The sequence below is a fragment of the Nocardia sp. NPDC050413 genome (assembly GCF_040655475.1).
In the GTDB taxonomy this organism is placed as follows: domain Bacteria; phylum Actinomycetota; class Actinomycetes; order Mycobacteriales; family Mycobacteriaceae; genus Nocardia; species Nocardia coubleae.
In genome coordinates, this window is sequence record NZ_JBFAJZ010000001.1 from 513902 (window position 1) to 528186 (window position 14285).

Consider the following 14285-nt stretch of genomic DNA (forward strand, 5'->3'; position numbering starts at 1 on the left):
TCCAGAGGTCGTGGGGAATGGGTCTATCCGACGGCGACCGGTGCGAACGTCGACCGTGCGAAGCGGCCCGCCGGTGCGAACTTCGCCAGCAACTCGCCCGCGTCCACACCGGTGACTTGGGTGATGTAGGCGGCGGCGTCCTCGGGGGTGTCGATGGCGAGGAACGGCTGCGGTCGGTGCAGCAGCCCGACCAGCGCCGAGGCGAAGCGCGGGTCGACGGCGGCGGTGGCGAAGAACTGACCGCCGATGTCGGCGAACTCGGGGTCGCTGAGGAACAGCCGGGTCACCTTGGCGGCGGCATCGCTGCGGGCGGCCAGGTACGCGGCGTACTGCTCGCCGATCCACTGTTCGTCGAAGGGCCCGTCGTGCACCGCGGCGGCCGCGACGAGGCGCTGTGCCTGGATCAGTCCGCTTTGCGCGCCCTGCCCGGCGACCGGGTCGTAGGCGACCGCGGTATCGCCGAGGGCGGCGACCGGGTGACCACCCTCCGTGCGTCCCACACCCGCCCGCACGACCGGACGCACCGCGCCTTTGAGCCAGGAGTGCGGGTCTTCGGCAATCACCTGGGTGGCCTCGACCTCCGGCAGATCCCAGTCGATGTAGTCGCGGTAGAGGTCCTTCACGATGCGCAACGCCGACTCGGCGGAATCGGCCGCGGCGAATCGGGTCTCCCAGTCGCTACCGGGACGCGCCCAACCGAGGAACGCCCAGCTCGGACCCACATCCTTGTGCAGGTACGGCCCCCACCACGCTTCGCCCTGCTCGGCCAGGATGGAGAACAGGCTGTGCGCACCACCGGCCGGGCCGCGGTGGGCGAACACGCCGGAGTCGTAGCCGAGACCGGTCACGGTGACAGTGAGCAGCGAGCGTTGCGGCTTGTCGTAGACGGTGCGGGTGGTGTCGATCGGGAAGAGGTCGGACAATCCGCCGCGACCGGTGGCGACCAGGGTGAGGTCGTTGGCGGCGGCGATCGCGTCCAGTGACTGCGGGGTGACGTTGTCGACGACGAACTCGCCGCCGCGCGCACGGAAGGCGGTGAGTCGTTCGTCGGCCTTGAGGCGGGTGTCGACCGCGACCCCGACGTACCCGTCGAAGGTGCCGTCGAACGCGATCAGTTCGGCGTTCTCCGGTCCCGCGATGCGGACACTGAGTCCGGTGTGGCGGGGTGCGCGGCCGGTGTAGCTGTCGAGCCCGAGCGCGGCTTCGGCCTGTTGGGTTTCGCCGAATTCGAGGGCGGTGCCGGTGGCGGGCACCTCGTCGCGCAGTGCGCGTTGATCTCGGTCGCTGTAGAGGGTGACGGTGAAACCGGCGTCGAGTAGTCCTAGCGCCGCAGTGACGCCGGTTTGGCCGGCGCCGATTACCGCGGCCGAACGAGTGGAGCGGGAAGCGGGAGTCTGCGATGTCATACCGGAATACTGCGCTGACCTGCACCCGATGAAGAGTGTTGCGATCAGCGCGAATTCATTTCTACGCGCCCGCCGGGGCGTTCACCGACCCCGGCCGTGACACCGCGTGCGGCAGCACGGTGGATCGCGGACCACCGACGCGATACCTGGCACCCCGATGGTGGGTGGGCAGCCGATCTCCGGCCCCGAAGAGGGCGTTGCGCAAGGTCCCCGGCTCGTATTCGGTGCGGTACACGCCGCGTTGGGTCAGCACCGGAACGACATGGTTCACGATGTCCTCGAACGTGCCGGGGGTGATGGCGTAGGCGAAGTTGAACCCGTCGAGATCGGTGTCGGCGACCCACTCCTGCAGCAGGTCGGCGACCGTTTCGCCGGAACCGGTGAACACCGGCCCCATGCCGCCGATACCCGCCCAGCGCCCGATGTCGCGCACGGTCCATTCGCGGCCGTCGTCGTCGAATTCCTGGAATGCCGCCACCGCGGACTGGATAGCGTTGCTGTGCACTTCGCCGATCGGGTCGTCCAGGTCGTATCGCGACAGGTCGATTCCCATCCAGCCGGACATGAACACCAGCCCGCCCTCGACGCTCGCGTAGGACAGGTATTCCTCGTGTATGGCCCGTGCAGCCTCGTCCGTCTCATCGGTGATGATGGTGGCCAGCGCGTAGATCCTGGCCTCGTACCGCCCACGTCCCGCCGCCTCCAACGCGTCGCGAACTCGCGAAACGGTCTGGGCCAGTACGCGTTTGGAGGGACCTGCGATGAAGATCGCCTCGGCGTTCTCGGCCGCGAACTGTACCCCGCGCGGTGAGGCGCCCGCCTGATAGATCACCGGTGTGCGCTGCGGTGACGGCTCCGACACGTGGATTCCGGGCACGGTGTAGTGCTTGCCGTAGTGACCGATGTGGTGCACCTTAGCCGGGTCGGTGTAGATGCCGCGATCGGCATCGCGGATCACCGCTTCGTCCTCCCACGAGCCCTCCCAGAGCTTGTAGAGCACCTCGAGGTACTCGTCGGCCCGGTCGTAGCGTTCGTCGTGATCGAGCTGATCGGCGTCACCGAAATTCCTTGCCGCCGAGGGCAGATAGCCCGTCACCACATTCCAGCCGAGGCGCCCGCGCGTGAGGTGGTCGAGGGTCGACATGCGGCGCGCGAACGGGAACGGATGCTCGAACCCGGTGCCGGTGGTGATGCCGAAGCCCAAATGCTCGGTCACCGCCGCCATCGCCGACACCAGCAGCAGCGGATCGGCGACCGGGGTCTGCGCACCCTGGCGCAGCGCGGCGGTGTCGTCGCCGCCGTACACGTCGTAGGTGCCGAGGACATCGGCGATGAAGATGCCGTCGAACCGCCCGCGTTCCAGGAGTTTCGCCAGCTCGGTCCAGTACCCGATATCGGTGTAGCGGTGGGACTGGTCCTGCGGATGACGCCACAGTCCCGGTGACTGGTGGGCCACGCAGTTCATGTCGAACGCGTTGAAGCGGATCGGCCTGCTCATCGCGTCACCTCCGTGCGGCGCTCGCCAGCGCTCCAACCGAACGGCAACTCGGTGCCGTTGAGCAGGTGGTCACCGACCGCGCGGGCTTTGAAGATCGCCGGATTGTGCACGGAGACGGTGCGCGCGTTGCGCCAGTGCCGGTCCAGGCGCAGTTGTTCGGACACGATGGACGCGCCACCGAGCTCGAACAGCTGGGTCGTGGCGGCCAGGACGATATCGATCACCCCGAGTTGTGCTTGCGCGGCGGCCAATTCGGCGGCGGCGAGGTCACCGTGATCCTTCGCCCCGGCGTCGAGGACCCGGTCGAGGATGTCCGCGACGGCCAGCACGGTCGCGCGCGCGGTAAACGCCGCCGCCGACAATTTGCCGATCACCTGCTGGACGAGGGGGTCCTCGCGCGGCAGATCCGCCGAGGCGTGCGTGTAGGTGCGGGTGCGCGCGCTCACCCATTCCCTCGCATCGCGCTCGGCGCGAGCGGCGATCCCGGCGAGCACCGCGAGCTGCACCAATTGCAGGTAGGCAGTGCCGTACGTGGGGCCCGCGACACCGTAGCCGGGCCCGAGGACGCGATCGGGTGCCACCTCGACATCGGTGAACTCGGTGGTGCCGCTGGCGGTGAGCCGCTGCCCGAAACCGTCCCAGTCGTCGTGCTGCACCACCCCCTCGGCGTTCGCGTCGACCAGCACACCGAGGCGCTCACCGTCACGATCGGCGGCGACCAGGATGTGATCGGCGAACAGCGAACCGGTGCTGTAGTACTTCAACCCGTTCAGGAGCAGCCGGTCGCCGTCCTCGGTCAGCCGGGTGCGATACCGGTCGACGGCGCCCACCCCGGGTTCGGTGATCGCGTTACCGACCAGCGTCCCTGCGGCCACCGCCCGCAACCATCGCTCCCGCTGCGGGCCGGGCTCGGCCAGCCGCTGATCCTCCACGAACGACCAGTGCACCCGCAGCGCCTGCGGCAGGTTCGACTCGGCGGCCGCAAGGTCGATGAGCAGCCGGAACAGCTGACGCACGCTCGCACCGTAGCCACCGAACTCGACCGGTACCCGCAGGGCACCGAACCGGGCCTCCTTCAGCCAGCCGACCTCGTCGAACGGCAATCGCCGGTCGATCTCTCTCGCCACCGCACCGGCGGCGATCCGGTCGAAGATCGGGGCGAAGACGGCATCGAGCTCGGAATCTGTGATCGCGGATGCGGTGGTGGAAGTCATGCCGACACGATCGCGCAGCGGGCCGCCGGATTCACCGGTTGCGCGCAGGGGGATCGAAACGTCTCCCCGATGGTGGGGGAGTGACGAGCACTACACCCCCGGCGGGCCCCTGGTGGCGCGACCGGGGGTTTGCTGCCTCTAGACTCGGAGGTGCGTCGCCGTCGTGCGGGAGAGTCCTGGGATCGCAAGAGTCCGGGCGCCGAAGGAGCAGCACCTCCCCGTCAATCTCTCAGGCAACAGGGACCGCGCGGTGATTCGACGCCTCTGGAAAGCGGTGGCATCCGGCTGCCCGCCCACGGGGAAAGGGGCACGGTTCCGACCGGCTACCGAATCTCTCAGGCGCACAGACAGAGGGGGAGGGCTGGTACCCGTCGGCCACGAGGCCGACCCGCCCGACCTGGAGCTGCCGTGACCCGTTCGTTCGCCGACCGCCACATCGGACCCGATTCCGACGAACTCGCCCGGATCCTCGCGACCATCGGTGTCGAGTCCGTCGACGCGCTCGCGACCACGGCGTTGCCCGCCACCATCCTCGACGAGTCCGGGCTCGCCGCGCTGCCCGCGCCCGCGAGCGAACACGAGGTACTCGCCGAGCTGGCCGGCCTGGCCCAGGCCAACACCGTCGCCACCTCGATGATCGGGCTCGGCTACTACGACACGCTCACCCCGCCCGTGCTGGTGCGCAACCTGCTCGAGAACCCCGCCTGGTACACCGCCTACACCCCGTACCAGCCCGAGATCAGCCAGGGCAGGCTCGAGGCGCTGCTCAACTTCCAGACCATGGTGTCGGACCTGACCGGCATGGACGTGGCCAACGCGTCGATGCTCGACGAGGCGACCGCCGCCGCCGAGGCGATGACGTTGCTGCGTCGCGCGGGCAAGTCCAAGTCGAACCGCCTGCTGCTCGACACCGACCTGTTCCCGCAGACCAAGACCATCATCGGCACCCGCGCCGAGCCGCTCGGCATCGAACTCGTCGAGGCCGACCTGTCCACCGGGGTGCTGCCCGAGGGCGACTTCTTCGGCGTGATCGTGCAGACCCCCGGCGCGTCGGGCCGCATCGTCGACTGGAGCGAGGTGTTCACCGCCGCCCACGAGCGTGGCGCGCTTGTCGCCGCCGGTGCCGACCTGCTGGCGATGACCCTGGTGACCCCGCCCGGCGAACAGGGCGCCGACGTGTGCTTCGGGACCACCCAGCGTTTCGGTGTCCCCATGGGCTTCGGTGGCCCGCACGCCGGGTACCTGGCCGTGCGCACCGCGTTCGCCCGTCAATTGCCGGGGCGCCTGGTCGGTGTGTCGGTCGACGCCGACGGCGCCCCGGCCTACCGCCTGGCGCTGCAGACCCGTGAGCAGCACATCCGCCGCGAGAAGGCCACCTCCAACATCTGTACCGCCCAGGTGCTGCTGGCCATCGTCGCCGCCATGTACGCGAGCTACCACGGTGCCAACGGACTGCGGGCCATCGCGCGCCGGGTGCACGAGCACGCCGCCGCCGTCGCGACCGGTCTCGGCGGTGCGGTGGTGCACGGCGCGTTCTTCGACACGGTGCTCGCGCACGTGCCCGGTGGTGCGGAAGCCGTTGTGGCCAAGGCGAAGTCGAAGGGGATCAACCTGCGACTGGTCGACGCCGACCACGTCTCCATCGCCTGTGACGAGGCGACCACCGAAGCCCATGTCGCCGCCGTCGTCGAATCCTTCGGCACCGCACTGACTCCCGAGTCCGGCGCGGGCGCGGAACCGGTCGGCATCGAGACCCGCACGTCCGAATACCTGACGCATCCGGCGTTCACCCGCCACCACACCGAGACCGCCATGCTGCGCTACCTGCGTTCGCTCTCGGACAAGGACATCGCCCTGGACCGCAGCATGATCCCGCTCGGTTCGTGCACCATGAAGCTCAACGCGACCGCCGAGATGGAGGCCATCACCTGGCCCGGTTTCGCCCGGCTGCACCCCTTCGCCCCCACCGAGGACTCGCCGGGCATCCGCAAGCTCGTCGCCGACCTCGAGCAGTGGCTGTGCGAGATCACCGGCTACGACGCGGTGAGCTTGCAGCCCAACGCCGGTAGCCAGGGTGAGTACGCGGGACTGCTCGCGATCCGCCGCTACCACCTCGACCGCGGCGACGACCACCGCGACACCTGCCTGATCCCGTCGAGCGCGCACGGCACCAACGCCGCCTCGGCGGCCATGGTCGGCATGCGGGTCGAGGTGGTGAAGTGCCGCGAGAACGGCGATATCGACCTCGACGACCTGCGCGCCAAGATCGCCGACCACGCCGAGCGGCTGGCCTGCATCATGATCACCTACCCGTCCACCCACGGCGTGTACGAGCACGAGGTCGCCGAGCTGTGCGCGCTGGTGCACGACGCGGGCGGTCAGGTGTACGTGGACGGTGCGAACCTGAATGCCCTTGTCGGACTTGCCCGTCCAGGGCGGTTCGGCGGCGACGTGAGCCACCTGAACCTGCACAAGACCTTCTGCATCCCGCACGGTGGTGGCGGTCCGGGCGTGGGCCCGGTGGCGGTGCGCTCGCACCTGGCGCAGTACCTGCCCGGTGATCCGCTCGAGAACGGTTCGCACGCGGTGTCGGCCGCCAACTACGGTTCGGCGTCGATTCTCCCGATCACCTGGGCCTACATCCGGATGATGGGTGCCGAGGGACTGCGCGCGGCCACGCTGACGGCCATCGCGTCGGCCAACTACATCGCGCGCCGCCTCGACGCCTACTTCCCGGTGCTCTACACCGGGGAGAACGGGATGGTCGCCCACGAGTGCATCCTGGATCTGCGCGAGATCACCAAGCAGACCGGTGTCACCGTCGACGATGTGGCCAAGCGCCTGGCGGACTACGGTTTCCACGCACCGACCATGAGTTTCCCAGTGGCGGGCACGCTCATGGTCGAGCCGACCGAGAGCGAGAACCTCGAGGAACTCGACGCCTTCATCGACGCCATGATCGCCATCCGCGGCGAGATCGACCAGGTCGCCGCCGGTGTCTGGCCCGTCACCGACAACCCGCTGCGCGGCGCACCGCACACCGCGGCCTGCCTCGTCGGCGAGTGGGACCACCCCTACAGCCGTGAAACCGCTGTCTACCCGCGCGGTGTGGGACATGCCCGGCCGAAGATCTGGCCTGCCGTGCGCCGCATCGATGGCGCGTTCGGCGACCGCAATCTCGTCTGCTCCTGCCCGCCGCTCGACGCGTACCAGGACTGATCCCCGCCGATCCGGGCCCCGCCGATGCTGTTCGGCGGGGCCCGGATTCGTTCACGGCCCGGAATTCGGGCACCCGGCGGGCTGCCCTGGGTGGCGGCGGTCGGTACGGTGGCGGATGGGGCGGCCATGTTCCCATGACCAGGAGGGGATCGAATCGTTGAGTATCGGCGAGATAGTGCGCGAGATCGAGGTAGCCGGAGCACCGTACGGGGTGACCATCGGACCGGACGGTGCGTTGTGGTTCACCTTGGTGACCCAGAGCGCCATCGGGCGGTATGCCGAGGGGCAGGTCGAGACCTTCGCCCTCGACCCGGTCGGCGGACAGCCCACGGTGATCGTGGCGGGGGACGATGACGCCTTGTGGTTCACCGAGTTCCACGGTGGCCGGCTGTGCCGGATCACCCTCGACGGCGCGGTGACCAGTCTGACGATGGACGGCCCCTACGGTGTCTGCGCGGGGCCCGGCGGGATGTGGTTCACCGAATTGCAGGCCGGTCGGGTCGGCCGGATCGCGGGCGACGGCGGGATCGAGGGGGTCGCGGTCGACGGAATGCCGTCGATGATCACCGCGGGCTCCGACGGTGCGGTCTGGTTCACGGTGAACCAGGGCAACGCGATCGGCCGCATCGACACCGACCTCACGGTGACCCTGCACCCCCTGCCCACCCCGTCGGCGGCCCCGGTCGGCATCGCCGCAGGCCCGGACGGTGCGGTGTGGTTCACCGAGATCGGCGTCGGCGCGATCGGGCGAATCGACAGCGCGGGTACGGTCACCGAATACGCTCTGCCGGACCGTGATTCACGCCCGCACGCAATCGTCACAGGACCCGACGGTGCGCTCTGGTTCACCGAATGGGCCAGCGGAAACCTCGGCCGGATCGACACCGACGGCAAGATCGACCACCTGACCCTCCCCGGCGCCGAACCGCACGGACTCACGGTGGATTCCACCGGCCACCTCTGGGTGGCCATGGAATCCGGTGCTCTGGTCGAGGTCGCACCATAGATGACGCGCGGGGACACTCGTTGTCACAGGACGCGGGGTGTCCCTGCGATCATCAATTCGTCGCGACCGTGGCGTCGGTGATTTCGACGAACTCCGAGTAGCGCCCGCCCGTTTCGATGAGTTCGGGGTGGGTGCCCTCCTCTACCACGCCACCCTTGTCGAGGAACAGGACGCGGTCGGCGGTTCGGACCGTGCGCAAGCGGTGGGCGACGACGATGACTGTTCGTCCGGCCATCAGGCGTTCGATGCCCCGGTGGACGGCTGCTTCGTTGGCGGGGTCAAGCGCCGAGGTGACTTCGTCGAGCAGGACGATGGGGGCGTCCTTCAGGAGGGCACGGGCGATCGAAACACGTTGGCGCTCACCGCCCGACAGCAGTGCGCCGCCCTCGCCGACGGCGGCGGACCAGCCACCGGGCAGACGGTCGACCACCTCGTCCAGTCCGGCAGCGGTCGCCGCCGCCCGCACCTCGGTGTCGGTGGCGTCGGGTCGGCCGAGGCGGATGTTGTCCTCGATCGTGCCGTCGAACAGGTACACATCCTGGAAGACGATGGCGATGGACGACATCAGGGTGGCGGTGTCGATGTCGCGCACGTCGACACCGCCGATGCGTACCGCGCCCGCGTCGACATCGTGGAAACGGGCGAGCAATTGAAGCACCGTGGATTTCCCGGCGCCGGAAGGCCCGACGATCGCGAACCGCTGACCCTGCGGCACCTGGAACGTCAGCCCGTCCAGCACGGTGTGCCCGTCGCGCGCGAAGCCCACGGCATCGAACTCGAGATCGTGGCGGAGCGGTCGGACCGGATCGCGTGGTTCGGGAAGCGGTTCGGTGCTGAGCAGGTCGTCCAGCCGGGTGAGCTGGGAGTGCGCGCTGCGCAGTTTGCCACCCAGATCGGCCAGTGACAGCAATGGTTCGGCGCAACGGGCGGCGAGCACCAGGATCGCCAGCAGTTCGGCCGCGCCGATTCGGCCGCCGAGGGCGAGGTAGGCGCCGAGCGCGAGCAGCACGGTGAACATGGTCTGGACGACGAGCGTGAGACCGACCATCCCCGGCAGCGCGGTGCGCACCGAGCGATGAGTGGCCCGCTGGAGCTCCCGCAGCGCATCGTCGAGCAGACCGAACCGCTCGGTGCTTCGGCCACCGGCGCGCAGCACCGGCTGGGCCCGCAGGTATTCGATGACGCGGCCCGCCGCCTCGTGGTCGCGGGCGTGGCGTTCGGCGTCGGTGGCCGCCAGCGCACGACTCGCCCGGATCTGCACCGCGGCCACCAGGGGGACGGCGACCAGCGCGGCCAGTCCGAGCCGCCAATCGAAGACCGCGATCACCACCACGATGGTCGCCGGCGTCAACGTCGCGGTGATGAACGGGCTGAGCAGGTGCGCGATCACGCCCATCGCCTCGAGCACGCCCCGGCTGGCCAGCACCGACACCTCACCCACCCGGTCCGGCCCGAACCAGCCGACCGGCAGCCGCGCGAGGTGGTCGCCGATGCGGTGGTAGGTGCCGCGCAGCAGCGTGGTTCCCGAGCGGAATCCCGACAGATCGCTGACATAGCGCAGCACGGCGTACACCGCGACCGCGCACCCGAACCCGATCAGCCACGGCCAGGCCCGCGCGGGTTCGCTACCGAACAGCTCACGCAACACGGGAACGAGCAGCAGGTAGGACAACCCTTCGAGCACGGCGGTGACACTCATCAACACCACGGTCCGGCGAACCGGACCCGCGTACTGATGACCGAGCACCCGTAACAGTGTGCGGATCATGACAAGTCGCTTCCTTGTTCGGCCCGCCAGAACGCGGCGAACGCGCCGCCCTCGGCCAGCAGTCGGGTGGGTGCGCCGCGCTCGACGATCACGCCGTCCCGCAGCAGGACGACGGTGTCGGCGTCGGCGATGGTTTCGTGTCGGTGGGCGATGACGAGTACCGTGCGGTCACCGCGCAGGTTCGCCATTGCACGGCGCAATGCCCGCTCGGTCTGTGGGTCGGCGAAGGCGGTCGCCTCGTCGAGTACCAGTACCGGGGTGTCGGCCAGCAGGGCACGGGCGAGCGAAAGCCGTTGTGCCTCACCGCCGGACAGCCCGGCCTGTTCGCCGAGAACGGTGTCGTACCCGTGCGGCAGGTCGAGGATCCGTTCGTGGATCCCGGCCAGCCGGGCGGCCTCGATCACTCGTTCGCGGTCGGCGTGCGGCACGGCGACCGCGATATTGTCGGCCACCGAGGCGCGCAGCAGTCGCACATCCTGGAAGACGAACGACACCGACCGGTAGAGCCCATCGCTGCCGATATCGCGCAGATCGGCACCACCGAGAACGACGCTGCCGTGACTCGGGTCGAAGAATCGCAGAAGTAGTTGCGCCAGTGTCGATTTGCCGCTGCCCGACGGTCCGACCAGCGCGGTGACGGTACCCGGCTCGAGGACCAGGTCGATACCGCGCAGCACCTCCCGGTCGTCGTAGCCGAAGCGCACGTCCCGTAGCTCGACCCGGTGCCCGCGCGGAGCCACGGGGCGCGTGGGTTCGGGCAGTGGCCGCACGGCGAGGACCTCGTTGATCCGGCCGATCGCGTGACCAGCCGCCTGCAGATCGTCGAAACCGTGTTGCAGCGCCGCGACCGGCGCGGTCAGACCGAGCCCGAGCAGCAGGAACGGCAGCAGATCGGCGGCGGCCAGCTCGCCACGGGTGAGCAGGAAGGTGCCGCCGCTCAGAATCACCAACAGCACGAACGGCGGCGACAACGCCAGCTGCATCCCGGCGGCCACGGGAGCGAGACCGCGAACGAAACGCAGGAACGTATCGGCGAATTCGTCTGCGGCCGTGCGGAATCGCCGATGCGCCCGATCGCCACCGCCGAAGGCCTTGACCACCGCGATGCCCTGCACGAACTCCACCACCGCATCGGCGATGCGACCCATCGCGGCGTCGAACTCCCGCTGTTCACGTTCCCTCGCCGGCAGCAGGAGCAGCGGCACGTGCAAGAGCGCGAGCAGGACCGGGACGAGCGTGATGAGCGTGAGCCGCCAGTCCACCGTGCACAGATACGCCAGCGATACCAGTGGCACCACGAACGCCGACACCAGCTCACCCGGCGCGTGTGCGAGGACCGGATGCACCGCGCTCACGTCGTCGCCGACCACCTTGGCCAGCTCACCGGTCCGGCGCCCCGAGAACCAGCCGATCGGCACGCGCCCCAACTGGGCGGCGAGCTGTCGCCGAAACGTCAGCTGCACCCGGCCGTCGAGAACATGGCCGAGTCCTGCCGCCGTACCGGTGAACACCAGCCGCACCAGCAGACCGATCGCACCGATCGCCACCGCGAGCCACACCCGGTCGTGGTCGACCGGCCCGGCCGACAACAGCACCCGGCCGACCTCGACCACCGCGAGCAGCGGCGCCAGCCCGGCCAGTGAGCCGATGACCTGCGCGATCATCACTACGGCGAAGCCGGGGACATGGGGTCGGACCGATGTCGCAAGAGTCGGCGGCGGGGAATGCGTCACCGACTCCGCCTCGGGACGTTCGATTGTCATCGTCATCGCACACTCGATTCAGAAAGTCACTGTCTCTAGACAGCGACTGTACGAGCGTCGATACAGACAGTCAATGTCTGAATGAGAGTGGCAGTCACCAGACAGTGACTTCCTGATAATCTGGCCGCATGGCTGGACTACGCGAACGCTGGCGGCTCAACGCCATGCACACCGTTCAGGAATGCGCCCTCGACCTGTTCGACGCGAAGGGCTTCGCCGCGGTCACCATCGAGGAGATCGCCGCCGCGGCCGAGGTCTCACCCTCGACGGTCTACCGGCTCTTCGGCACAAAGGAGGGCATCATCGTCGCCGACGAGTTCGACAACCTCAGCGACGAACAGCTGGCGAAGGTCGTCGACCCGCACGATCCGATCGGCAGCCTCATCCGCTCCGTCCGCGAGTACGACACGGGCACGAACGAATCGGGCTCCGAACCCGGCCCGTGGCGGCGCAGCCTGCGCTATCACTTCACCGAACCCTCGGTCCGGCGCGCGGCCTACGCCTCGGCCGACCGCACCAGCCAGCGGCTGTCACCGCTGCTCGCCTCGACCGGCCGTTTCACCGAGGCGCAGGCCAAGGTGGCGACCAACGCGCTCATCTTCGGCTACCTCGCCGCGCTCGAACAGTGGTTCCTCGACGGCGGCGACCGCCCCGTCGCCGCCTATGTGGACGAGGCGCTCGACCCTTTACGGGCCGTCTGGGGCGACTGACTACGGGGTGGTCAGTGCCTTGACCACGGCCGTTCCGAAGCCGATATCGTTGCTGGTCGGCATGCGGGTGTAGGTGCCGCCCGTCTGCGCGGACAACTCCTGCAGGGTCTGGGTGCCTTCGCCGCCGACCACGATGATGTCCACCCGCACCGGCTTACCCGACTGGTTGGCCGCCGCGATCTGGGCGAGCAGGTCGGCGCCGGTCAGCGAGGAATCGTCGTCCGGTCCGTCGGTGATGAGCAGAATCGAATTGGTGCGGCCGGGGGAGTAGTTTGCCACCGCCGCCCGGTAGGCGGCGAGCAGACTCGGATACGCCTGGTCGGTACCCACCGTGCTCGGCTTCAGTGAGGTGACCGCCGATCCCACGGCATTGCGCTGGGTGTCTGTGAGCAGACCGGTGGCCACGTTCACCTGGTAGGGATTGGTTCCGTCGAGGTTCTTGCCGAACGTCCAGAGGCCGAGCCCGAAGTCGGGCGGCATCACCTGCAGGGTCGAGGCGAGCGCGGCGCCCGACGTGGCGAGGCGGGTCATCGAGCCGTCGGTGGTGCCCATGGACGACGAGACATCGAGCAGCACAGTGGCATTCACGCCGAGCACCGGGTTGTCGATGGTGGCGCGCACCTTCTCGAGCGCTGCCTTCCCCGGATTCGCGGGCGCCGAACCGATGGCCGGGCCGAAACCGTCGGCGGCGAAAGCGGCCGCCTGCTCGGGTGCCCGCAGGAAGTCGATGAAGCGCGAGGCGATGAGGTTCTGGATCTTGTCGACCCACGGACCCGACAGCACCGCCGCCGGGTAATCCGTCAGCGGCGCGGTGCCCGCCGGACGGAACGCCGTGAGCCCACCGGTTCCCAGTTGCTGAGCGGTAGCGGCCACCGCGTGGATATCGTTCGCGGCGGGATCCGCGCTGATCGCGGCCATCGCCGTGGTCAGGTCGGCGGGTTTTTCGGCAGCGGCGGCCAGGCCGGAAATGGCGGCCACCACCTGCCCGGACGCGGCGGCCTGCTCGGTGAGCGGGTCGGTGCCCGACACCGCCGACCCGATCGCGGCGGCGGCCGCGGTGGTCGCGTCACCCGGGGGCAGCGCCATCCGCAGTCCACCCCAGCCGTTCAAGCCGATCTCGTCGAGCGAGCCCTGCTGCAATCGGGGCAGGTCGGCCCAGGTGATCTGGTGCTGCTCGAGTGCCTGCCGCAGCGGATCGGGCACCGCGAGCACGATAGGACTGGTCGCGATGGATGCCGGGGTGCCCTCGATCAGGCCGGGCACCCGGACCAGCTCGATCGAACGGCTCGAGTCGGCGATCCACAGACCGGGCTTCGGGCCGAGGCCGGGTTCCCAGGTGCTGGTGTCGGCCAGCGCGCCGACGAGCGCCGCCGACGGCCGGGCCGTCACCTCGACGCGCGCGCAGTGGTCACGCACGCGCGGCTTTGTCGCGTTGAACCGTTCCGCGGCCGCACGCACCGGACCGGCCACGGCCGGGTCGACGGTGACATCGAGGGCGGCGGGCCCCTCCACACATTCCGCCGCGGCGGCCACATCGGATTCGGCGGCACGATCGCGCAACTGGAACCAGGCGAACACAGCCACTAGTACGACCACGAGCACCGATGCCGCGATAACCGGACCTTTGCTGATACGTCGAGATCTGGTCCCGCTGCGATGTGTACCCACGCGGCAAGTTTAAGGACTCACCGACGGGGCGGC

The 14285-nt window shown here is 69.2% G+C and carries 9 protein-coding genes and 1 riboswitch; of the genes, 3 read left to right on the forward strand and 6 right to left on the reverse strand.

Annotated features, from left to right (window positions below; translation table 11 throughout):
- Window positions 1–23: 23 nt before the first annotated feature.
- The 3 genes from AB0I19_RS02500 to AB0I19_RS02510 all read right to left on the reverse strand — a co-directional run bounded on the left by AB0I19_RS02500 (window position 24) and on the right by AB0I19_RS02510 (window position 4118).
- Window positions 24–1406 carry a styrene monooxygenase/indole monooxygenase family protein gene (locus AB0I19_RS02500; protein ID WP_357143579.1) on the reverse strand — a complete coding sequence of 461 codons (1383 nt, stop codon included), beginning with the start codon at window positions 1404–1406 and terminating at the stop codon, window positions 24–26.
- A gap of 61 nt (window positions 1407–1467) precedes the next feature.
- Window positions 1468–2904 carry an LLM class flavin-dependent oxidoreductase gene (locus AB0I19_RS02505; protein ID WP_357143581.1) on the reverse strand — a complete coding sequence of 479 codons (1437 nt, stop codon included), beginning with the start codon at window positions 2902–2904 and terminating at the stop codon, window positions 1468–1470.
- A complete protein-coding gene (locus AB0I19_RS02510; RefSeq protein WP_357143582.1) occupies window positions 2901–4118 on the reverse strand; it encodes an acyl-CoA dehydrogenase family protein in 1218 nt (405 codons plus the stop codon). The genes AB0I19_RS02505 and AB0I19_RS02510 overlap by 4 nt, the downstream gene beginning before the upstream one ends.
- A gap of 156 nt (window positions 4119–4274) precedes the next feature.
- Window positions 4275–4374, forward strand: a riboswitch (glycine riboswitch).
- Window positions 4375–4526: 152 nt separating this feature from the next.
- On the opposite strand from AB0I19_RS02510, the gene gcvP reads away from it, so the two are divergent.
- Together gcvP and AB0I19_RS02520 are read left to right on the forward strand one after the other, a co-directional pair.
- Complete coding sequence (gcvP, locus tag AB0I19_RS02515; RefSeq protein ID WP_357143584.1) at window positions 4527–7337, forward strand: aminomethyl-transferring glycine dehydrogenase; 2811 nt, start codon at window positions 4527–4529, stop codon at window positions 7335–7337.
- A gap of 157 nt (window positions 7338–7494) precedes the next feature.
- Window positions 7495–8343: a virginiamycin B lyase gene (locus AB0I19_RS02520; RefSeq protein WP_357143586.1), complete on the forward strand. Its 849-nt coding sequence runs from the start codon at window positions 7495–7497 to the stop codon at window positions 8341–8343.
- A gap of 52 nt (window positions 8344–8395) precedes the next feature.
- Here the strand turns inward: AB0I19_RS02520 and AB0I19_RS02525 are convergent, their stop codons facing one another.
- A complete protein-coding gene (locus tag AB0I19_RS02525; protein ID WP_357143588.1) occupies window positions 8396–10111 on the reverse strand; it encodes an ABC transporter ATP-binding protein in 1716 nt (571 codons plus the stop codon).
- Complete coding sequence (locus AB0I19_RS02530; RefSeq protein ID WP_357143590.1) at window positions 10108–11880, reverse strand: ABC transporter ATP-binding protein; 1773 nt, start codon at window positions 11878–11880, stop codon at window positions 10108–10110. Before AB0I19_RS02530 ends, AB0I19_RS02525 begins: the two co-directional genes overlap by 4 nt.
- 122 nt (window positions 11881–12002) lie before the next feature.
- Between AB0I19_RS02530 and AB0I19_RS02535 the strand changes: the two genes are divergently transcribed.
- A complete protein-coding gene (locus tag AB0I19_RS02535) occupies window positions 12003–12584 on the forward strand; it encodes a helix-turn-helix domain-containing protein (protein WP_357143592.1) in 582 nt (193 codons plus the stop codon).
- Here AB0I19_RS02535 and AB0I19_RS02540 read toward each other — a convergent pair whose 3' ends face one another.
- A complete protein-coding gene (locus AB0I19_RS02540) occupies window positions 12585–14252 on the reverse strand; it encodes a substrate-binding domain-containing protein (RefSeq protein ID WP_357143594.1) in 1668 nt (555 codons plus the stop codon).
- Between the last annotated feature and the right edge of the window lie 33 nt (window positions 14253–14285).

Excerpts from the sequence above, each read along its gene's own strand:
- AB0I19_RS02500 (WP_357143579.1), bottom strand. The coding sequence starts at position 1,406 with ATGACATCGCAGACTCCCGCTTCCCGCTCCACTCGTTCGGCCGCGGTA.
- AB0I19_RS02525 (WP_357143588.1), bottom strand. The coding sequence starts at position 10,111 with ATGATCCGCACACTGTTACGGGTGCTCGGTCATCAGTACGCGGGTCCG.
- AB0I19_RS02530 (WP_357143590.1), bottom strand. The coding sequence starts at position 11,880 with ATGACGATGACAATCGAACGTCCCGAGGCGGAGTCGGTGACGCATTCC.
- AB0I19_RS02505 (WP_357143581.1), bottom strand. The coding sequence starts at position 2,904 with ATGAGCAGGCCGATCCGCTTCAACGCGTTCGACATGAACTGCGTGGCC.
- AB0I19_RS02510 (WP_357143582.1), bottom strand. The coding sequence starts at position 4,118 with ATGACTTCCACCACCGCATCCGCGATCACAGATTCCGAGCTCGATGCC.
- AB0I19_RS02535 (WP_357143592.1), top strand. The coding sequence starts at position 12,003 with ATGGCTGGACTACGCGAACGCTGGCGGCTCAACGCCATGCACACCGTT.